The sequence below is a fragment of the Mesorhizobium sp. M8A.F.Ca.ET.202.01.1.1 genome (assembly GCF_004791595.1).
Lineage (GTDB): Bacteria > Pseudomonadota > Alphaproteobacteria > Rhizobiales > Rhizobiaceae > Mesorhizobium.
The window spans coordinates 423,635-444,888 of sequence record NZ_SRUN01000003.1 but is presented as its reverse complement, the minus strand read 5'-3'; the positions used below and the strand labels follow the sequence as shown (position 1 = coordinate 444,888).

The following is a 21,254-nucleotide window of genomic DNA, read 5'->3' as shown; positions in this document are numbered from 1 at the left end:
GCCTAAGTCTGTGATTTAAGTTCCAGCATAGGCGCTCCGCGAGGCCGAATCGCGGCAACCTATGGTATGGTGCGGGCCAGTATTTCCAAACCATGGCATTTCCAACCAAAGGGATCGATGCGGCATGAGCGTGATGGTCAAGGAAAGCCCGATTAGCGAAACGGACATGGTCGCCGAGGCCGAGAAGGCGCTTGCAGACATCTCCAGGATCCGCGACGGGGTTGGCCGGGTGATCTTCGGCCAGGAGCACGTCGTCGAGCGCACCCTGGTGGCGCTGCTTGCCGGCGGCCACGCGCTGCTGGTCGGCGTGCCGGGCCTGGCCAAGACCAAGCTGGTCGAGACGCTGGGCATCGTGCTCGGGCTCGATTCACGCCGCATCCAGTTCACGCCCGACCTGATGCCGTCCGACATCCTCGGTTCCGAGGTCATGGAGCAGGACGAGACCGGCAAGCGCTCGTTCCGCTTCATCTCCGGCCCGATTTTCGCCCAGCTGCTGATGGCCGACGAGGTCAACCGCGCCTCGCCGCGCACGCAATCGGCGCTGCTGCAGGCGATGCAGGAATATCACGTCACCATCGCCGGCGCGCGCTACGATCTGCCCTCGCCCTTCCATGTGCTGGCGACGCAGAACCCGCTGGAGCAGGAAGGCACCTACCCGTTGCCCGAAGCCCAGCTCGATCGCTTCCTGATGCAGGTCGACATCCTCTATCCAGAAATCGAGGCCGAGCGCCGCATCCTTCTGGAAACCACCGGCGTCGAGGACGCCAAGGCCACCAACGTGCTGCAGCCGGCGCGGCTGAAGGAGATCCAGACACTGATCCGCCGCATGCCGGTGCCCGAAAGCGTGGTCGAGGCGATCCTCACCCTGGTGCGCTCGGCGCGTCCCGGCCAAGGCAATGCCGACACCGACAAGCATGTCGCCTGGGGCCCAGGCCCGCGCGCCAGCCAGGCGCTGATGCTGTGCACCAGGGCCCGCGCGCTCTACGACGGACGGCTGGCACCCTCGGTCGACGATGTCAGGGCGCTGGCCGAGCCGGTGCTGCAGCACCGCATGGCGCTGACCTTCGCCGCCCGTGCCGAAGGCACCAGCGTACGCGATGTGGTGGCGAAACTCGTGAAAGGTATTTGATGGCGCGTATCGGCGAGGTCCAGGCTCCGGCAGCGACGCGCGACGCGCTCGCCCGCGGCCGGTTGCGGGCTTCGCTCGTGCCTGACCTGCTGGTCGAGGCGCGCCGCATCGTCAACACCGTGATCGCCGGCTGGCATGGCCGCCGCAAGCGCGGCATCGGCGAGAATTTCTGGCAGTTCCGGCCCTACGTCGAAGGCGATTCCTCGCGCATCGACTGGCGCCGCTCGGCCCGCGACGACCACACCTATGTGCGCGACCGTGAATGGGAAGCCGCCCACACGGTCTGGCTGTGGGCCGATCCCTCGCCGTCCATGCTCTACAAGTCGACCGGCGCCGGCGTTTCCAAGCAATCGCGCGCGCTGGTGCTGACGCTGGCCATGGCCGAGCTTCTGTCGCGCAGCGGCGAGCGCATCGCCTGGCCAGATCTGACCGATCCGTTCACCGCCCGCAACGGCGCCGAGCGCATCGCCGCCCAGCTCATGCACGCCAGCGAGCTGCCGGCAAAACCCGATCTCTCCGACATCAGGCGCTTTTGCGACATCGTCATCGCCAGCGATTTCCTCGATCCGGTCGAAGAGACCATGGCCTGGCTGGACGTGCTCGCCCGCCATGGCGTGCGCGCGCATCTGATCGAGGTCGCCGACCCGGCCGAGGAAACCTTCCCTTATGCCGGCCGCACCGAGTTCACCGATCCCGAGACCGGCGACAAGCTGACCGCGGGGCGCGCCGAAATGCTGGCCGACGAATACCGCCTGCTCTACACCGCCCGCCGCCAGGAACTGGCCAGTTGGTGCAAGCGGCTCGGCTGGAGCTTTACCGTCAACCACACCGACCGGCTGGCGTCCGACGCGCTGGTGCGCCTGCACATGGCGATGACCGCCGATGGCGGTAAGCCCGGCATTTCCGCCGATGGCGGTAAGCCTGGCATTTCCGCCGATGGCGGTAAGCCTGGGAAGGCTGTCGCATGAGCTGGCTGCCGCTCTCCTTCGGCGCCCCCATGGTGCTGTGGGGCCTGTTGGCGCTGCCGGTGATCTGGTGGCTGCTGCGGCTCACCCCACCCAAGCCGCAGACCGAGGTGTTTCCGCCGCTGAAGATCCTGGCCCGCGTGCTGAGGCGCGAGGAGACACCGCAGCGCAGCCCCTGGTGGCTGACGCTGCTCAGGCTGCTGATGGCGGCCCTCGTCGTCGCGGCATTGGCCGAACCGGTCTTCAATCCGCGTGAAAAGCTGCCGGCCGAGGGTGCCGCGCTTGCCCTGGTCATCGACAATGACTGGGCCAGCGCCGCCGACTGGAACAAGCGCGTCGCCACGGCCGAACGGCTGATCAACGACGCCGGCTCGAACGGCGTGCCGGTCGTTATCGCCTTCACCGCCGAAAAGCCCAATGCGGAGATCGGCCCCTTCGATGCCGCCGCCGCACTCGACCGCTTGCGCGCCGCCAAGCCGCGGCCGATCCCGACCGACCGGCCCGCCGTCTATGCCCGCGTCGCCGGCGTGCTGGGGGGCTTGCCCGGCGCCAGCGTCGCCGTGCTCGCCGATGGCCTGGCGGCAAAGGGCGACGAGGCCGCCTTCAACACGCTGTTGTCGAAAAATGCCGCCCGCGTCGTCTGGGCGGTGGCCGACCGGCTTTCCCTGACCGGCCTGACGTCTGCCGAAAACCAGGTCGATGGCTTTGCCCTGACCGCCGTCCGCGCGCCCGGCGATCCCGCCCCGGCTCAGGTCACCGCCGGCGCCTTCGACGACAAGGGCCGCCGCATCGCCGATGCGACCCTGACCTTCGCGCCGGGCGAGGCCGCGGCCACCGGCACCATGGCGGTGCCGTTCGAATTGCGCAACGACTTCGCCTCGATCGCGCTCGATGGCGAGCGGCATGCGGGTGCCGTGCGCGTGCTCGACGAAAGCTCCAAGCGCCGCCGCGTCGGGCTGTTGTCGCAAGCCGAGGCCGACCAGGCGCAGCCGCTTCTGTCGCCGCTCTACTACATCAGGCGCGCGCTGCAGCCCTTCGCCGATCTGGTCGAGCCCTCCAGCGCCGATCTCGCCGACGCCATCCCGCAGATCCTCGACCAGAAGCCGGCGATGATCGTCATGGCCGATATCGGCACCATTCCCGCCCAGGTTCGGCAAAGGCTGGTCGACTGGGTCGACAATGGCGGCACGCTGGTGCGCTTCGCAGGCTCGCGGCTGGCCGCCGCCGGCAATGATGACGATTTGCTGCCGGTCCGCCTGCGCACCGGCGAACGTTCGCTCGGCGGCGCGCTGTCATGGACCTCGCCGCAGCCGGTCACCGAATTTCCCAAGGCCGGCCCGTTCGCCGACCTGGCGCCGCCGACCGAGGTCACGGTGACCAGGCAGGTGCTGGCCGAACCGACACCCGACATCGTCGAGCGCACCTGGGCCGCCCTTGCCGACGGCACGCCGCTGGTCACCGGGCTGAAGAAGGGCAAGGGCACGCTGGTGCTGTTCCACGTCACGCCCGAGGCGACATGGTCGAACCTGCCGATCTCGGGCAGTTTCGTCGAGATGCTGCGCCGCATCGTGCAGCTGTCGCGCAACCAGGGCGCGGCGGTCGCCAATGCCGAAGCCGCCGCCACGTCGCTGGCACCCTATCGGATGATCGCGGCCGACGGCTCGCTGGTGCCGCCGACACCGGATGCACGGCCGCTGGTGCCGGGCGCTGGCACGCTGCCGGTCACCTTCGAGAACCCGCCAGGCCTATATGGTTCGGAGACCGGCGTCTTCGCCCACAATCTGCTCGATGTCGCAAGCACCTTCGAGCCACTGGCGCGCCCGCAAGTGACGGTGCCGGTCACCACCATCCAGTATGCCTTTGATGAATCGCGCAACCTGAAGGGCGCGCTGGTCGCCGCGGCTCTGTTGCTGATGCTGCTCGACACGCTGGCGGTGTTGTGGATGGGCGGCCTGTTTTCGCGCCGGCCGCGCCGCGCCGGTGCCGCGGCAACCGCCGCCGCCGTGCTGATCGCGCTTGGCGCGCTGTTCGGCCACGCCGACCTTGCCCGTGCCGACGACGCCAAGCCGGGTGACCGGGGCGCTATCGAGGCAATTTCGAAAACCCGCATCGCCTATGTGCTGACCGGCGTGCCGGGTGTCGATTCGATCAGCCGCGCCGGGCTCGAGGGCCTGACCCGCTTCCTGATCGAGAAGACGGCGCTCGAACCAGGGGCGCCGGCCGGCGTCGACATTTCGAAGGACGAGCTGTCCTTCTATCCCCTGATCTACTGGCCGATCGACCCGGCGGCACCGATGCCGAGCCAGGCGGCCATCGCCCGCATCGACGCCTATATGCAGCAAGGCGGCACGGTGCTGTTCGACACGCGCGACCAGTTCGCCAACGGCATCGGCGCCGATTCCACCAGCCCGGCGACCGAGCGGCTGCGCGACATTCTCGGCAACCTCAACGTGCCGCCGCTGGAGCCGGTGCCGTCGGACCATGTGCTGACCAAGTCCTTCTTCATCCTGCCCGAATTTCCAGGCCGCTTCGCCGGCAGCCCGCTCTGGGTCGAGGCATCGCTCGATGCCAGCAATGCCGACAACCGGCCGGTACGCACCGGCGACGGCGTGTCGCCGATCATGATCACCGCCAATGATTTCGCCGGCGCCTGGGCAGTCGACGAGAATGGCGACCCGCTCTTGCCGACCGTGCCCGCCGACCCGATGCAGCGGGTCTACGCGCTGCGCGCCGGCGTCAACATCATGATGTACATGCTGACCGGCAATTACAAATCCGACCAGGTGCATGTTCCCATCCTGCTCGAACGTCTGGGGCAGTAGGATGATGCGTTTTCTTGCGCCCCTCACGATGATCGATCCTCCCCCGACGCGGGAGGATAGGGCATGAACTGGTCGATCTCCTTCGAACCGCTTCTATCCTGGCCGCTTTTGGCCCTGGTGCTGGTGCCGTTGGCGCTGCTGGCGCTCGTCGGCCTGTGGTTCCGCCAGCGCGGCGCGGTCCTGCGCTTCGTCGCCCTGTTGGCGCTCGCCGCCGCCCTCTTCAATCCGGTGTTCCTCAATGAGGAACGCGAGCCGCTGAAAAGCGTCGTCGCGCTGATCGTCGACCGCAGCCAGAGCCAGGATATTGGCGACCGCACCAAACAGACCGACGAGGCAGTGGCCGGGTTGCAGCAGCGTCTTGGCAGCTTCAAGCAGTTCGACGTCCGCGTTGTCGAGGCCGGCAAGTCCGACGCCGCCGAGGAGCGCACCGAAACACGGCTGTTCGGCGCGCTGGAAGGCGCCTTCCGCGACGTGCCGCCCTCGCGCATCGGCGGCGCCATCATGATCACCGATGGCGAGGTGCATGACACGCCCTCGGGCACGCCCGATTTCAACGCCCCGCTGCATGCCTTGATCACCGGCAACGATCACGAAAAAGATCGCCGCATCCGCTTCGAGAACGCGCCGCGTTTCGGCCTTGTCGGCAAGCCGCTCGACATGAGCTACCGCGTCATTTCGACCGAAAACGAGACCGGACCGGTCGATGTCAGGGTCTCGGTCAATGGCGAGCAGGTTTCGGTCGAGCATGCCACCGTCGGCCAGGCCATGCCGCTGCAGGTGACCATCCCGGGTGCCGGCCGCAACATCATCGAACTGGCCATCGACCGCGAGCCGGGCGAACTGACCGACACCAACAACCGCGCCATCGCGCTGGTCGACGGCATCCGCGAGAACCTGCGCGTTCTGCTCGTTTCGGGCGAACCGCATGCTGGCGAGCGCACCTGGCGCAACCTGCTGAAATCCGACGCCTCGGTCGATCTCGTCCATTTCACCATCCTGCGGCCGCCGGAGAAGCAGGACGGCACGCCGATCAATGAATTGTCGCTGATCGCCTTCCCGACCCGCGAACTGTTCGTCGAGAAGATCAAGGATTTCGACCTGATCATCTTCGACCGCTACCAGCACCGCGACGTGCTGCCGATCCTCTACTACGACTACATCTCCGAATATGTCGAAAAGGGCGGCGCGCTGCTGATCGCGGCCGGTCCCGAATATGCCGGCGAGGCGTCGATCGCGCGCACGCCGCTGATGTCGGCCCTGCCGGCAATGCCGACCGGCGAGGTCGTCGACAAGGCCTTTTATCCCCGCCTCACCGAACTCGGCCAGCGTCATCCGGTGACGCGCGGCCTCGATGGTTCGGCCACCGAGCCGCCGCACTGGAGCCGCTGGTTCCGCACCATCGGCGTGCAGAACCCGCAAGGCGAAGTGGTAATGAAGGGAGCCGACAACCGGCCGCTGCTGCTGCTCGACCGCAAGGGCGAAGGCCGCGTCGGCATGCTTCTGTCCGATCAGGGCTGGCTCTGGGCGCGCGGCTTCGAGGGCGGCGGCCCGCATGTCCAGCTCTACCGGCGCATCGCCCACTGGCTGATGAAGGAGCCCGAGCTCGAGGAAGAACGGCTGACGGCCGAGGGACGCGGCATGGTCCTGGAGATCCGCCGCCAGACCATGGCCGACGATCCCGGCCCGGCGCAGATCATCACTCCGTCCGGCAAGACGCTCACCGTCAAGCTCGACAAATCCGAACCCGGCGTCTTTCTCGGCAGCGTCCAGACCAGCGAGATCGGCCTCTTCCAGGTCGCCAATGGGGATCTTACCGCGCTCGCTCACGTCGGCCCGGTCAACGCGCCCGAATTCGCCGACGTCGTCTCCACGCAGGAGCGGCTGAAGGCGCCGGCGGACGCCACCGGCGGCAGTGTGCGCCGGCTGGCCTCGTCCACGGGCAGCGACGTGACGCTGCCATCCATCGTGCCGGTGCGTTCGGCCGGCGAAGCGTCGGGCAGCGACTGGATCGGCCTGCGCACCACCGACGACAGCGTGTTGAAGGCCGTGTCGCGCGTACCGCTATTCGGCGGCTTCCTCGGCCTCGGCCTGCTGCTTCTGGCGATGGGCTCGATGTGGTACCGCGAGGGAAGGTAGCGGAGCGCTCTTCCCTTCTCCCCTTGTGGGAGAAGGTGGCCTCGCGAAGCGAGGTCGGATGAGGGGTGCTCCAGCTTGGCGCCGACGACACACCGGCACCCACCCCTCAACCGTCTCGGCGCTGCGCGCCGATCCACCTTCTCCCACAAGGGGAGAAGGAAAAAGCGCCCTCCCCTACTCCTCCGGTTCCGTCGTGAACAACAGCGGATAACCCTTCGCCTTGCCGGCGTCGGTGGCTCTCGTCGCCTTGGTCTCGGCGACATCCCTGGTGAAGACCGCGACCACGCAGACGCCGTGCCGGTGCGCGGTGATCATGACCCGGTGCGCCTGGTCCTCACTGAGCTTGAACTCGCCCTTCAGCACCGTCACCACGAATTCGCGCGGCGTGAAATCGTCGTTGACGAGGATGACCTTGTAGAGCTTCGGCCGCTCTGTCTGCGGCTTGACCTTTACGCGCGGTTTTGTGGCGATTTCAGGCATTCGAACCGACTGTTTCGCGATCGAGCTTAAGTCCGCATTTTGCCACGGGCGGCAGCGATCGTCCATTTGCGGACCGTCGGCGGGCACGCCCGGTCCTTCACGATCATGTGGGAAATGGTCTGTCGCGGTTCAACGGCCCTGACGGCCGAAGATGCGGCGACTTGCATCGGCATCCGCCCGGCGTTCCAGCCATGCCGCGATCGGCCATCCGGCAACGCAGATCAGTGTCGCGCCGGCGAGCACGATCAAGAGCCAGGCCTGCACGGGCGTGATGTAATCCCAATTGCTGGAAATCGCCGGCGCGAACAGCGAGGGCTCGGTGCGCCCGCTTGCCGGATCCGGCACGGGGCTGGCGGTGAGCAGAATCAGCACCCTGGCGGCGCCGGTGGCAACCAGGCCGCCGATCACCATGGAGCGAAAAATGGACGAAGGCCGCTTCTTCATGCGGATTGTCCTACAGGGCCGGCATTGCAAACGGGTTAAGCACGATCGAGATGCGTGGCTGGAAGCCGCCGGTGTTCAGCTCATCGATCATGCACTTGGCAGAAGGCCGCCCCAGCCGGTTTGCGGCTGGAGCGGCCTTGCTAGAACTGACCTCGAAGCTGATCAGGGCTTCTTGGGAGCAGCCTTCGCGGGGGCCGCCGTCGCGGGAGCCATCTTCGCGGGGGCCGCCTTCGCGGGGGCCTTCTTGACCGGGCACTTGTGCTTCTTGGTCTCCTTGCAGACGGTCTTCTTGGCGACCTTCTTCGGAGCAGCCTTGGCCGGAGCGGTGGTCGTCGCGGCAGCAGCCGGAGCGGTGGTCGTGGCGGCGGCAGCCGGGGCAGCGGTCGTGGTGGCGGCTGCATAGCCGAGAACCGGCATCGAGAAGGCGAGAGCGACGGAGAGACCAAGGGCGGACAGGATGGACTTGTTCATGGCTTCATTTCCTTTTGTATGCGGGTCTTTTTGAGTGTCACTGGACCGGGTCGTTCGGTGTCACTCCAAGCAGCTTCAGAGCATTGGCGAGCATCCGGATGCCCTGCGCCTGTTTCTTGGCGGCACAGTACCGGTTGCCCTTCCTCTGAAGTGCCTTTGCCGCGGTGACCTGCGTTGCCGTGGCATGGGTTTCGAGGGCTTCATCAAATTGGTGGCTGAGATTGGCGCACCGTTCGCTCCGGGTGAGCGGCGCCTTTGCATCCGATTGGCCGACAGCGGCAGTGAGCAGGCCAAGGCCCAGCAAAACTCCCAACAAACTGATCGACAATCTTGGCATTGGTTTATCCGTGAACCCGGAGACTAGCGTCGCAGCCGATGACCTGACCGCCACGGCACCTTTATGCCGACCTACCTTTTCAGGAGTTTTTCCCAATTGTAGAATTTTGTTTCTGGATTGTGTCTGGCTAGGCCGGGGCCAGGCCGGCCGTCGCTTTCCATGTGGAGAAGGCGGAATTCATTCTCCCTTGAAAAGCAAGGCACTGGCCAACATATGGCCCGAATTCTATCGTGTGGCTCACCAGCCAAGAATGGCTTGGCCGGCAAACCAGACAGGGCAGCTGTGAAATCCGATGCGCACATACTGATCGTCGACGACGACAAGGGCATCCGCGACCTGCTTCAGGAGTTCTTCCAGAAGCGGGGCCTGCACACCTCGGTTGCCGCCGACGGCAACGAGATGGAAGCCATCCTGCGCCGCTCGCAGGTGGACCTCATCGTGCTCGACGTGATGCTGCCCGGCAGGAGCGGGCTGGAACTGTGCCGCGACCTGCGCGCCCAGTATACGACGCCTATCATCATGCTGACCGCCGTCACCGAGACAACGGACCGTGTCGTCGGCCTCGAGATGGGCGCCGACGACTATGTGCCCAAACCCTTCGACCCGCGCGAGTTGCTGGCCCGCATCCGCGCCGTGCTGCGGCGCAATGGCGCCACAGAGCCCAAGCGCGCCACCAGCAAGCAGATTTACCATTTCGCCGGCTGGACGATGGACTGCTCGCGGCGCCGGTTGACCGCGCCCGACGATGTCAGGGTCGAACTGACCATGGCCGAGTTCAACCTCCTGCACACCTTCGTCAAGAGTGCCCAGCGCGTGCTGACCCGCGACCAGCTCATCGAACTGTCCGGCGGCGACAGCGACTATTCCTTCGACCGCAGTATCGACATCCTGGTCAGCCGGTTGCGGCGCAAGATGGAAGATGATCCCAAGACGCCCAAACTGATCCTCACCGTGCGCAGCGGCGGCTACCAGTTCCTGCCCGAGACGACCTCCGAATGAGACGTTTCCTGCCGCAGACCTTGCCTGTCTGGGTGCTGCTGATCGTCATTGCCGGCCTGCTGATCAGCCAGGTCGCGACGCTCTACATCGTGTCGCGCGACCGCGCTGCTGCCAATGACGTGGTCGACCTCTACCGCCTCAACGACCGCGCCTTCTCGCTCGTGCAGCTGATGAGTGGCGCCACGCCGGAGGAGCGCAAGGCGACCGCCGCGGGCCTGTTCAACTCAACATACGCGCTCACCGTCTCGGACACGCCCGCCGTCACCTCCTCGATCGCCGGCGATGACGAACTGGCCGAGCTCGAGGACATTCTTGTCGGCCGGCTGTCGAAGTTCGGAATCACCGACGCGCGCGTGCGCCGCGATCCGGCGACGCGCGAAGCCGACGATGCCGGCGGCGCCGCGCCGGGCCCCGATATCGGCCAGGTCGAGCGGGACCTCCTGGTGCTGGCCGCCGATTTCGCCCAGAGCGACAAGCTGACGGCCTCGCTGCGCTTCGCCGACGGCCAGTGGCTGAACTTCACCGAACCGATCACGCCCGTCGGCCCGATCCTGAGCATCGACAGCCTGCCGCTCTATGCGCTGATCGCCGGGCTGGTGGTGATCATGTCGATCTGGTCGCTGCGCCGGCTGACCGCGCCCTATCGGATGATGGAAACCGCCGTCAACCGGATCGGCAATGATCTCAAGAGCCCGCCGGTCACCGAGAGCGGCAGCCGTGAGGTGCGCGCCGCCGCCAGGGCGATCAACGCCATGCAGAAGAGGCTGCGCGAATATGTCGAGGACCGCGAGCACCTCGCGGCGGCCCTTGCGCACGACCTGCGCACGCCGATGACAAGGATGCGGCTGCGTCTGGAACTGTTGCGCAGATCACCGGCGCGCGAAGCGCTCGCCCACGATCTCGCCGACATCGAAAGCATCGCGAGCTCGGTGATAGACTTCGCCAAATTCGAGGTCACGGAAGAGAAGGCCGAGAGGATCGATTTCTGGTCGCTCGTGGAATCGATCGCCGACAGCTACGAGACCGTTTCCTTCGACAATGACGACACCCGCTCACGCGGCCTGATCTGCATGGCGCGGCCGGTGGCGCTCAAGCGCTGCGTTACCAATCTTGTGCAGAACGCCGTCACCTACGGCAAGCATGCGCATCTCAGCCTCAGCCGCTCGGACGGCACGATCACGCTCGCCATCCGCGACGAAGGGCCGGGCATACCCCAAGCCCAGATCGACGCCGTGTTCGGCTCCTTCGTGCGCCTCGAACACTCCCGCAACCGCCAGACCGGCGGGCTCGGGCTTGGGCTGACCATCGCCCGCAACATCGCGCGGGCGGCGGGTGGTGAAGTGCGCCTGTCCAACCACCCGCAAGGTGGGTTGCTGACGGAGCTGAGGCTGCCGCTGGCGGCTTGAGCCTTGTCGCTTGGGGCCTCTACCGCCGCAGCACCGCGCTCAGCACATCCCTGATGCCGATGGCGCCGACGAAGCGGGACTGGTCGTCGAACAACGCCACCGGCGCCGTCTGCGAGCGGTGCATGGCCAGCATCACGGTTTTCAGCGACGTGCCCGGATTGGCCCAGAACACCTGACCTGCTTCTTCGGGCTGGCCCTCTATCCCGGTGCACGACGTCCACACCGCCGGCTTGCCGTCGCGTTCGGCCGCCGCCACCAGCCCGTGCTCGTCGATCTTGAAACGGGTCGTCTTGCGTCGGTCGAGCCACACCCAGCCGTCCGTGCCCTGTTCGAGATCGCGGCGGTCGCGCATCACGTTCCATGCGGTCAACACCGAGAGCGGGTTCACGTTGGCGATGAAGTCGCGGACATAGTCGTTGGCGGGGCGCAGCACGATGTCTTCCGGCGCGCCTGTCTGCACGATACGCCCGCCCTCCATGATGGTGATGTGGCTGCCGATCTTCAGGGCCTCCTCGAGGTCGTGGCTGACGAAGATGATGGTCTTCTTCAGCTCCGCCTGCAGCTGCAGAAGCTCGTCCTGCAGCTTGGTGCGGATCAGCGGGTCGAGAGCCGAGAACGGCTCGTCCATCAACAGGATAGGCGCCTCGGTGGCGAAGGCGCGCGCCAGACCGACGCGCTGCTGCATGCCGCCCGAAAGCTCATGGGCGTATTTGTTCGACCATTGATCGAGGTTGACCAGCTTGAGCTGGCGATGCACCCGCTCCTTGCGCTCGGCATCCGGCACGCCGGCGAGTTCGAGACCCAGGCCGACATTCTCTTCCACCGTGCGCCATGGCAGGAGGCCGAACTGCTGGAACACCATCGCCACCTGTTTCTGTCGCAGCCGCCGCAAGGTTGGCTCGTCGCAGGTGACGACGTCGACCGTACGGTCGCCGTCCTTGACCAGCACTTGTCCGCGCGACACCACGTTGAGCCGGTTGACCGCGCGAAGCAGCGTCGACTTGCCGGAGCCCGACAGGCCCATCAGCACCGAGATTTCGCCTTCATGCACGGTGAGGCTGGCGCCTGCGCAGCCGAGCACATTGCCGGTCTTCTCGAGGATCTCGGCTCGGGTAGCGCCCTTGTCGATCATCGCCAGCGAGCCGGCCTGGTCGGCGCCGAAGACGATATCGACATTCCTGAAATCGACGGCGACGGTCATTTCTTGCCTCCAACGCCAATGCGGGTCATCCGGTCGAGCACGATGGCGAGCACGACGATGGCGAGACCGGCCTCAAGGCCAAGGTCGATGCGGCGCGAACCGAGCGCCCGGTTGATTTCCGTGCCCAGACCACCGGCGCCGATCAGGGCCGCGAACACCACCATCGACAGCGACAGCATGATCGACTGCGTCAGGCCCGCCATGATGGTGGGCAGTGCGGAAGGCAGCTCGACCTTCCACAACAGCTGGCTCTTGGTGGCGCCGAAGGCCTCGCCGGCCTCGATGATCGACTTCGGCACCGAGACGACGCCGAGATGAGTGAGCCTGACCGCGGTCGGGATGACGAAGATGATGGTGACGATCAGGCCGGGCGCGTTGCCGAGGCCGAACAGCGTCAGCACCGGGATCAGGTAGACGAAGGTCGGCAGTGTCTGCATCAGGTCGAGCACCGGCAGCATGACGCGGTAGACCTTCGGCTTGTGCGCCGCCCAGATGCCGAGCGGCACGCCGATGGCCATCGCCATGGCGGCGGCGGCCACGACCAGCACCAGCGTCTGCACCGTCTGCTTCCAGAGGTTCTGGTTGATGATGAAGATCAGGCCGAGGAAAACGCCGATGGCGAGCGGCCGCGAGCGCTGCAGCAGCCAGGCGACGACGGCGATCACCAAAGCGAGCAGCACCGGCGGCACCATCAGCAGGATGTTGACCAGACCGTCGAGGATGAAATTCAGGCCATTCGAGAACGCCCTGAACACAGTGTCGAAATGGTCGGTGAGGAACCCGAAGAAAGCCTTGCCCCAGGGCCCGATCGGAATCTTGTAATCGACCAGGAATTTGGAAATCGGATCCATCTTGCCCCTCTTTGGCCTGCGCCGTCCTTGCCGGACGGTCATCTTCTCACAGCATATGAAAAAGGGCAGCCTTTTCCAGTGGCTGCCCTGTTTTTGAGGTCACGCCGAAATCAAAGCCGGCTCAGCTCCCGAGCGCGGTCTTGACCGCCGCCGCCGCGTCGCCGCCGTCGAAGGTGGTCACGCCGGCGATCCAGGGCTTGATCGCATCCGGGTTTTTCTTCAGCCAGTCGGTTGCCACCTTGTTGGCATCGCTGCCCTTCAGGATGGCGTCCATCATCTGGCCTTCCATATCCAGATTGAACTTCAGGTTGGTGATGAACTTGCCGACGTTCGGGCACTCGGTCGTGTAGCCCTTGCGCACGTTGGTCGAGACGGTGGCGGCGCCGAAACCGCTGTCGCCCATGCCGTCGAGATAGGTGATCTTCATGGCGCCCATCACCGGATGCGGCGTCCAGCCGAGGAAGGCGATCCACTCATTGTTCTTCATCGACTGCTCGGCCTGCGTCAGCATGCCGGCCTCCGAGGATTCGACCAGTTCGAACCCGTCGAGATTGTCCTTCGGGTTCTTGATCATGTCGAGGATGATGCGATTGCCGTCATTGCCGGCCTCGATGCCGTAGATCTTGCCGTTGAACTTGTCCTTGAACTTGCCGAGATCGGTCAGCGTCTTGACGCCGGCATCCGCGACATAGGTCGGCACGACGATGCCGTAACCGGCGCCGGCCAGGTTCTGGCTGACGGTCTCGACCGAACCGTCGGCCGTGTAGTCCTTGATGTCGTTGGTCATCGACGGCATCCAGTTGCCGAGAAAGACGTCGAGGTCCTTGTTCTTCAGCGACGCATAGGTCACCGGAACCGAGAGCTGGATCACCTGCGGCTCGTAGCCGAGCGCGGTGAGCAGCACCGAGGCCAGCCCGGTGGTGGCCTGGATGTCGGTCCAGCCGACATCGGAGAGGCGAACCGCCTTGCAGCTTGCCGGATCGCCGGCGAAGGCGGCGCTCGTGGACAGGAAGGCCGCCAAGCCGAGGCCGGCGACGAAGGAATTCATACGCGACATCTGTATTCTCCCATTGCGATTCTTTGGCGGGGCGAAGTTACGGTTTTTGTGTCCGCCTTGTTTCGTCAGCCAAACACCATTCTGGAGTGGTTTCAAGCGCTAAGACAATCACGATCAACGGCGCTGGCTGGCCAATCAGCGACACCGCTGACGCTTTCCGTGCCAAGCCTGAGCGCAATCTGCCTCGGCAACGGCGGCTTTTTCAGGGGAATGCGGCGGCGGCCCCTCCCCGCGCGGCGGCAAGTCGGCTTAAGGTCTGTTTGGATTCAGGTCAGGCCGCGCCGAAAATGGTGGGCTCCGAGAACCGGAGCGGAGCGTACTTTGAGTACGCGAGCACCGGAAGCGGAGGAACCGCCTTTTGCAGGCCGGCCTCACCTGAATATGAACAGACCTTAAAGGGCGGCATGGCCAAGCTTTATTTCCATTACGCGACGATGAACGCCGGCAAGACGACCATGCTGTTGCAGGCATCGTACAATTACCGCGAGCGCGGCATGACGACGATGCTGTTCGTCGCCGGCCATTACCGCAAGGGCGATACCGGCCTGATCTCGTCGCGCATCGGGCTGGAGACGGAAGCCGAGATGTTCCGGGACGGCGACGACCTGTTCGCCCGCGTGGCCGAGCATCACCAGCACACGGCGGTGCATTGCATCTTCGTCGATGAGGCGCAGTTCCTGGAGGAGGAGCAGGTCTGGCAGCTTGCCCGCATCGCCGACCGGCTCAACATCCCGGTCATGTGCTATGGCCTGCGCACCGATTTCCAGGGCAAGTTGTTTCCCGGCTCGCGCGCGCTGCTGGCGATCGCCGACGATCTGCGCGAAGTGCGCACCATCTGCCGCTGCGGCCGCAAGGCGACCATGGTCGTGCGCCTCGGTCCCGACGGCAAGGTGGCCCGGCAGGGCGACCAGGTGGCGATCGGCAAGGATGTCTATGTCTCGCTCTGCCGCCGCCACTGGGAAGAGGAAATGGGCCGCGCCGCACCCGACGACTTCATCGGCTTTGTCAGCGGTTGAAACGAAGGCCCGCTGGACGTCGGCCTCGGGTAGCCGGCTGCCACCTCTTGCAGCCACGCCATTCTATGGTGCCTTTGTTAAGGTCAGCGCCGTATTTTCACGCGCTCAGCCAGAACTCTCCGGGGTCAGCCATGCTTCGAGCCGTCTTGTCCGCCAGCCTTCTTTTGCTTGCCACTTCCCTTGCCGCCCGGGCCGGAGGCGATCCCATCCTGGGCAAACATGTCTTCAATCGGTGCATGGCCTGTCATGAGGCGGCGACCGACCACGACAAGGTCGGCCCGCATCTGATGGGCGTCGTCGGCCGCAAGGCGGGGACCGCCGAAAGCTTCCTCGGCCATTATTCGGATGCCATGAAGAACGCGGGGGCTGCCGGTCTCGTGTGGGACGAGGCAAATCTTGCCGAATACCTCAAATCGCCCAAGCTGAAGGTGCCCGGCAACAGGATGGCCTTTGGCGGCCTGGGCAATGACGACGACATCGCCAACGTCATCGCTTATCTGAAAGCCGATCCCAAGCCCTGAGCAGCCGTTCGTTGTCGGACGGGGCGACTTGTGCGCGCCGGGTCGGGGCTGCAAAGCGCCAGTTGTTGTCGAGTTTCAGAACGATCCGCTTCGGCGTCGACTGATTGCTTTGCCGGCATGAAAGTTCAAAATCAGCTGAACCAGGCTTGGCCGGCCAGTTGATCCCGCCATGACCACGGCTCCATTACCATTCAAGGGTTCGGCCGAATATTTGTTTTCGCGCCGCGCACTCTCTTCACGTCTTTCAATCCCCTGATACCCCACATATATTCGCCGCTGTTCGCAACCAGCGAGCGGAAGCCGAAGCGGGAGGCCCCTATGGCGACATTGCAGAATTTCGATGCCGAAATTGCCAAGACCAAGCAGGTCGTCCAGGATATGCGCACCAAGATCGAGCAATCCGGCACCGTGCTCGACACGCTCGCAACCGCCGACAAGAAGATTGGCGACGCCAATTTCGACATCGAGAACGCCCGCATCGAGGATGTGCTGAAGCAGCAGAAGGTGATGGAAGGCAACATCGCCGACCTGATCATCGGGCTCGAGGACGCCACCAATGTCTTCGGCGCCGAGTTCGAGAGCATGAAGAACTATACCGGCTGGGAAAACTTCGTCGGCGTTTTTTCGGCGCAGCGCAAGCAGCGCATGCGCACCGACCGCGTGCGCAACATGTCGCTCGCCGGCAATTTGCAGGAACTGCTGGCCAAGTCCGACACCATCGTCGGCATATTGAAGGCGCAGAAGGAAGTTCTCGACCAGCGCTACAAGACCTCCGAGGCCAGCCTGTCGCAGGTTATCGAACGCCGCAAGACCACCATGACCAACCTCGAAGCCGTGCAGAAGCGCATCGAGGAGCTCAATCCGATGTTGCTCGACATTGAGAACAAGATCGCCGCCTCGACCAGCCAGAAGGACCGCACGCAGCTCGAGGGCGAGCGCTCCAAGCTCGCCACCGAATACAATGAAAAGCAGGCCAAGGAGCAGGAGCTGCTGGCCGAAAGCCAGACGCTGGAGCGCTACACCTCGATGTTCCAGACCTTCGTCGATTCGCTCAACAACCAGATCGCCGCGCAGTCGACGCTGATCAACAAGCTGACCATCGATACCGAGCAGCGCATCGTGCTGTACAAGGCTTTGGAAGATTCCTTGAAGACCGCCGCCCAGCAGGACGTCGCCCACAAGATCAACACGCTGGGCAGCCAGGTCGACAACACCGCCGAGGAAACCATGGCCGGCATCGGCGCCGCCTCGCAGAAGCACATTGGTGACCTGCTGGAGATGCACGAGAAGAACATGGTGGCCAGCGCCGACATCCAGCGCCGCAAGAAGCTGGCCGACGATGCCTTCGCCCGCCGCTTCGACGAGGTGCTGAAGAAGCACAATTCGGCCAACTACGTGCAGTCATAATTGCCGCGCGCACCGGTGCGACAATCCCAGGGCTGACAGCATGACCCCCGAAAACGACGCTGCGGCGCGGTATTTCTCGGCAATCACGGCCGCGCTCAGCGGCCTTGAAGTGTTCATGCGCGACGACCGCTCGCCGCTCTACCGGCACGGCATCGTCGCCAGGATCGTTGCCGAATACATCGCCCGGCTCGACAAGTCCTTCTCCTGCTGGCGCAATCGGCTGGGCTTCATGGACACGTTCCGCATTTCGCGCGCCGAAAGCGGTTTCCCGGTGTTCCAGAACCTGCTCGAACTGGAGAACGACCGCCGGCAGGCTGATGCACGCCTTGCCAACATCCCGCTGGCCGGCGAACTGCGCGAGGAGATGGCCGACTTCATCCTGCGCCACAAGACGTTCCCCGAGGCGCTGCAGAAATCGATGGCCGAGCGGCTCTATCTCGAGGACGTCAAGAGCGAACAGACCTTCGGTCCGTTCACGCTGGCGCAGACAGCCAAGGTGTCGGTCAATCCGAAGACGGCGCGGCCTTATTATCTGGTCCACTGGGCGACCTTCGACGGCAGCGCCAACTTGCCCTTGATCTACATGGTGACGGTGGAGGATTCCTCGGAAAGCATGGTCAGCCAGCTTGTCGACCGGAGCGGCAAGCTCAACGACAAGGTCGACATTCCGCTGCCGGTCGACGGCTTGCTCAACCCCGAGCTTGCCCACCGCTTCGACGATTTCACCGAGAAGAATTCGGCCTATACGCTGTCGCCGGCGACCATCGCGGTCAACCTCGACAAGGATTTCGAGCCACTGCACCCCAAGCAGCTGAGGCGCGTGGTGCTCGGTCCCTTCTATTCGGCGGGCATTACCGACAACAATTCGACGGTGACGGAAGTGCTGGCCAAGGTGCGCAAGCCGGAAAACGCCTGGCTTTTGACCTGGACCATCCAGGAGGTCTACTCCAAGGGCGAGAAGCCCGGCCGCAGGGGCCTATTCTCCAGCGAGAAGACGACGCAGGAATTCTTCATCAACACCGACGACCTGGAGGCCGCGCGCCAAGGCGTATCGAGCTACGAAAACCACGCGCTGATCCCGCACGAGGCCTACCAGGCGCTCTACGCCGCCGGCGAAGCACAGAAGATTTTTGCCGGCTACAAGGTTCACATCCTGTCGAATGGACAGGTGATATCGGATGTCTAGGAACCTGCTTTGCGTCATTGAAAACCACACAGCACCGAGGCGCCAGCAATGACCGCCGCAGCTAAAATATCCGGCAAGAAGCGGCAGCTCGATGCGCTCAAGAGGAGAGTTCGGCCCGGCGCCCTGGAAGGCTTGGAACACAGCCAGCGTATCGACATAACGTACACGTCGAACGCGATCGAGGGAAATACACTGACGGCGGGCGAGACAGCCCTCGTTCTGGAAAAAGGCATCACGATCAGTGGCAAGCCGCTCAAGGATCACCTCGAGGCAATCGACCACGCGCGCGCATTGAGTTGGGTACTCGAAATCCCTTCAAAGGACGACCATCCGATCATGGAGGCGGACATCCGCAATCTTCATCATCTGGTCGTGGCGAATTCCAAGCCGGAGATAGCCGGCCAATACGCCGACAGCGCTCGTTACGTGAATACGAATGTCGGCGTATTCAATTTTCCCGCCCCCGTGGAGATTCCAGCGCTGATGGAGGTTTTTTGCCGGTGGTTGAGCGCAGCGCCAAGCACACCACGAACTGCCTTCGAGGCTCATCGGCGCTTTGTCGCCATTCACCCGTTCAACGACGGCAACGGACGCACAGCGCGCCTTTTGATGAATCTGGTGTTGGCACGCGGTGGATACCCGCCGGTAGCGATCCGCCCGGAAGATCGCCCCGATTACATTGCAGCGCTTGAGATCGACCAGAGCGGCGGCGGGCACATTGCTTTCGACAAGCTGCTTTTCGAAAGGCTGGATCAGACTTTGGACATCTATCTGGACGCAGCGCGTCAGGCGCAGGATCGTTCTGCGGAAGCCGGGAAAGTAATCCCGATAAGGAGCTGACCATGGACACCGGCCTGACCACCATTCCGGAAGCGGCGATCGAAAAGCACCGCGCCACCGCGCAGAGCTTCATCACCCGCATCGTGGTGCTGGAGGATCCCTCGCGCGAATCCGGCACCGCACTCGCCGGCACCAACCGGCGCTTCGTCTCCACCGTTTCGGTCGGCTCGGTGCGCCGCACGCGCGAGGTCGAGCTGTCGAAGACCGTCGGCGCCGTCCATCCCGACGACCAGTTGCTGACCATCCCGCAGCACACGCTGCTCTTTCGCGCCCGGCGCGGCACGGCGATCGCGCTTGCGGTATCGGACGTGTTCGCCGAAGGCTCCGATCTCGAGAGCCTGCAGGCCAGGAACACCCGCGCCCCGCTCGAAGGCGACGAGGCGTCCGCCTTCAAGAAACTGCTGTCGGCTTCGGCCTATATTTCGGCCTTCAGCCTGTCGTCCTATCTGTTCCAGCTGATCGACAGCGACGGCGAGGCGCCAAACGACATTCCGGAACCCGACTTCCTGTTCGACACGCCGCAGGATGCGGTGAAGTCGATCCTGGCAGGCCTCGACAAGGCAATAGCGGGCTCGTCCGACGACACCGACCTGATGACCAGGGCGCGTGCCTTTGCCCGCGTCGCCATCGACGGGCTTTTGGCGCGCAAGGGCCGCTTCGACGGCATCGGCCCGTTCGAGAACGCCCATATCCGCATCGACGCCGACGACTTCACCCTCGACGGCTTCGATGTCGCGCCGGGCAAACGCTCGAAGCCGCTGGTGATGACCTTCAAGACGCCGGAAGAGGTCGTCGGCAACCACATCGCCAAATACCAGTCGGTCAAGCTCGCCAAGATGCTGATGGCCTATGATTTCGAGCGCGAGCTGAACCCTTTCGTGGAACTCGGCGGCTTCCTGTTCACCTTCATCGGCGACGGCGCGCCCGGCACCGGCAAGACGACGCTGATCCAGATGATCGCAGGCCTCGTCAACGGCTATTGCCAGGTTGCCGGCTATCCCTTCGCCTATGAGAATTTCGGCGTCGACCAGATTTCGTCCTACCAGGGCAAGTCGGGCCAGAACTGCCGCCAGTTCATCAACAATGTCTTGAACCCGCGCGTCATCGGCTTCGGCACCATCGACGACATCGACCAGGTGGCCGCCAGACGCTCCGACGACCGCGCCTCGGCCGGCCAGCAGGAGATCACCGGCGTGCTGATGGATGCCTTCGCCGGTGCCGCCACCGTGGTGCGCGGCAATTGCTCGTTCGGCATGTTCTCCAACTACCCGGAAAACGTCGACGACGCGCTGCGCCAGCGCGCCGGCGCCCGCTGGCTGGTCGACGGGCCGCAGACGCGGGACGACTATATCGACATCTTCGTGCTACTCGCCGGCAAGAACCACGAGATCCCTCTGGGCAAGCACGAGCTATACGCGGCGCAGGAAATCCAGCGCGCCGTGACCGAGGCCTATGAGGAGCATGAAAAGCCGCAGGAGGAAGGGCTGATGCGGGTCTATGAGCGCTACATGAAGGAAAACGGCGCGCCCAGGACCATGGCCGACATCGGCACCTACCTGCATCTGATCAAGGATGCCGAACCGCGCTTCACCGGCCGCGCCATCAAGAACGTCACCGACGCCATCAAGATGCGCGCCATGGACATCGAGCTTCCCGACGACTGGTTCGAGAAGCCGGAAGCCTTCATGCACAAGAGCTACGACGACAAGAAAGCGATGATCGAGGACCTGCGCGGTCCGTTCTCGATGGACATGGTCATGCAGGAGATCAACCGCTACGCCGACAGCGAGTTCCGGTATTCCGACAAATCCGACGATGCCGCGGTGGAAAAGCTGCTGCGTGACGCAAGGCTGCGCGAACGCGCCGCGCGTGAGATGGAGGAGATGAAGAAGAAGGGTCTGTGGAATGCGTAAGGTGAGCCAGCGTTCCCTTCTCCCCTTGTGGGAGAAGGTGTCGCCGCAGGCGACGGATGAGGGGTGCTCCAGC

At 64.5% G+C, this 21,254-nt stretch carries 19 protein-coding genes; 12 read left to right on the top strand and 7 right to left on the bottom strand.

Annotated elements, in window-relative coordinates; all coding sequences use genetic code 11:
* Positions 1–124 precede the first annotated feature (124 nt).
* The 4 genes from EN845_RS10070 to EN845_RS10055 all read left to right on the top strand — a co-directional run bounded on the left by EN845_RS10070 (position 125) and on the right by EN845_RS10055 (position 7,052).
* Positions 125–1,129, top strand: a complete 1,005-nt coding sequence (locus EN845_RS10070; protein ID WP_127869774.1) for a MoxR family ATPase — start codon at positions 125–127, stop codon at positions 1,127–1,129.
* On the top strand, positions 1,129–2,097 hold the full coding sequence (locus EN845_RS10065; protein WP_127869775.1) for a DUF58 domain-containing protein: 969 nt from the start codon (positions 1,129–1,131) through the stop codon (positions 2,095–2,097). Before EN845_RS10070 ends, EN845_RS10065 begins: the two co-directional genes overlap by 1 nt.
* Positions 2,094–4,916: a DUF4159 domain-containing protein gene (locus EN845_RS10060; RefSeq protein ID WP_127869776.1), complete on the top strand. Its 2,823-nt coding sequence runs from the start codon at positions 2,094–2,096 to the stop codon at positions 4,914–4,916. The genes EN845_RS10065 and EN845_RS10060 overlap by 4 nt, the downstream gene beginning before the upstream one ends.
* A 63-nt stretch (positions 4,917–4,979) precedes the next feature.
* A complete protein-coding gene (locus EN845_RS10055; RefSeq protein WP_127869777.1) occupies positions 4,980–7,052 on the top strand; it encodes a hypothetical protein in 2,073 nt (690 codons plus the stop codon).
* A 174-nt stretch (positions 7,053–7,226) separates the two neighbouring features.
* Here the strand turns inward: EN845_RS10055 and clpS are convergent, their stop codons facing one another.
* The 4 genes from clpS to EN845_RS10035 all read right to left on the bottom strand — a co-directional run bounded on the left by clpS (position 7,227) and on the right by EN845_RS10035 (position 8,784).
* Entirely contained in the window at positions 7,227–7,532 is a 306-nt protein-coding gene (gene clpS / locus EN845_RS10050; protein ID WP_127278085.1) for an ATP-dependent Clp protease adapter ClpS, read from the bottom strand.
* A gap of 129 nt (positions 7,533–7,661) precedes the next feature.
* Positions 7,662–7,976 carry a hypothetical protein gene (locus tag EN845_RS10045; RefSeq protein WP_127278086.1) on the bottom strand — a complete coding sequence of 105 codons (315 nt, stop codon included), beginning with the start codon at positions 7,974–7,976 and terminating at the stop codon, positions 7,662–7,664.
* Positions 7,977–8,138: 162 nt separating this feature from the next.
* Positions 8,139–8,447 (bottom strand): hypothetical protein, encoded by a 309-nt coding sequence (locus EN845_RS10040; protein ID WP_127869778.1) that lies wholly within the window; start codon positions 8,445–8,447, stop codon positions 8,139–8,141.
* Positions 8,448–8,484: 37 nt separating this feature from the next.
* On the bottom strand, positions 8,485–8,784 hold the full coding sequence (locus tag EN845_RS10035; RefSeq protein WP_127278088.1) for a hypothetical protein: 300 nt from the start codon (positions 8,782–8,784) through the stop codon (positions 8,485–8,487).
* A gap of 282 nt (positions 8,785–9,066) precedes the next feature.
* Here EN845_RS10035 and EN845_RS10030 point away from each other — a divergent pair, with 282 nt between their 5' ends.
* Both EN845_RS10030 and EN845_RS10025 read left to right on the top strand, forming a co-directional pair.
* On the top strand, positions 9,067–9,783 hold the full coding sequence (locus tag EN845_RS10030; RefSeq protein ID WP_127278089.1) for a response regulator transcription factor: 717 nt from the start codon (positions 9,067–9,069) through the stop codon (positions 9,781–9,783).
* The gene (locus tag EN845_RS10025; RefSeq protein ID WP_127869779.1) at positions 9,780–11,189 is read left to right on the top strand and encodes an ATP-binding protein; all 1,410 of its coding nucleotides are present in this window, start codon (positions 9,780–9,782) and stop codon (positions 11,187–11,189) included. The genes EN845_RS10030 and EN845_RS10025 overlap by 4 nt, the downstream gene beginning before the upstream one ends.
* 19 nt (positions 11,190–11,208) lie before the next feature.
* On the opposite strand, the gene choV is transcribed toward EN845_RS10025, so the two are convergent.
* From choV to EN845_RS10010, 3 genes are all read right to left on the bottom strand, one after another.
* A complete protein-coding gene (gene choV, locus EN845_RS10020) occupies positions 11,209–12,390 on the bottom strand; it encodes a choline ABC transporter ATP-binding protein (RefSeq protein WP_127869780.1) in 1,182 nt (393 codons plus the stop codon).
* A complete protein-coding gene (choW, locus tag EN845_RS10015) occupies positions 12,387–13,241 on the bottom strand; it encodes a choline ABC transporter permease subunit (RefSeq protein WP_127869781.1) in 855 nt (284 codons plus the stop codon). The genes choV and choW overlap by 4 nt, the downstream gene beginning before the upstream one ends.
* A 121-nt stretch (positions 13,242–13,362) precedes the next feature.
* Complete coding sequence (locus EN845_RS10010; protein WP_127278093.1) at positions 13,363–14,298, bottom strand: choline ABC transporter substrate-binding protein; 936 nt, start codon at positions 14,296–14,298, stop codon at positions 13,363–13,365.
* A 404-nt stretch (positions 14,299–14,702) separates the two neighbouring features.
* Here EN845_RS10010 and EN845_RS10005 point away from each other — a divergent pair, with 404 nt between their 5' ends.
* The 6 genes from EN845_RS10005 to EN845_RS09980 all read left to right on the top strand — a co-directional run bounded on the left by EN845_RS10005 (position 14,703) and on the right by EN845_RS09980 (position 21,181).
* Positions 14,703–15,314: a thymidine kinase gene (locus EN845_RS10005; protein WP_127869782.1), complete on the top strand. Its 612-nt coding sequence runs from the start codon at positions 14,703–14,705 to the stop codon at positions 15,312–15,314.
* 131 nt (positions 15,315–15,445) lie between these two features.
* Positions 15,446–15,835 carry a cytochrome c family protein gene (locus EN845_RS10000; protein WP_127869783.1) on the top strand — a complete coding sequence of 130 codons (390 nt, stop codon included), beginning with the start codon at positions 15,446–15,448 and terminating at the stop codon, positions 15,833–15,835.
* 318 nt (positions 15,836–16,153) lie between these two features.
* Positions 16,154–17,242, top strand: a complete 1,089-nt coding sequence (locus EN845_RS09995) for a hypothetical protein (RefSeq protein WP_027143401.1) — start codon at positions 16,154–16,156, stop codon at positions 17,240–17,242.
* A gap of 40 nt (positions 17,243–17,282) precedes the next feature.
* On the top strand, positions 17,283–18,428 hold the full coding sequence (locus tag EN845_RS09990) for a hypothetical protein (protein WP_127869784.1): 1,146 nt from the start codon (positions 17,283–17,285) through the stop codon (positions 18,426–18,428).
* 48 nt (positions 18,429–18,476) lie between these two features.
* A complete protein-coding gene (locus EN845_RS09985; RefSeq protein ID WP_127869785.1) occupies positions 18,477–19,268 on the top strand; it encodes a Fic family protein in 792 nt (263 codons plus the stop codon).
* Positions 19,269–19,270: 2 nt separating this feature from the next.
* Positions 19,271–21,181, top strand: a complete 1,911-nt coding sequence (locus tag EN845_RS09980; protein ID WP_127869786.1) for an ATP-binding protein — start codon at positions 19,271–19,273, stop codon at positions 21,179–21,181.
* Positions 21,182–21,254: the final 73 nt, after the last annotated feature.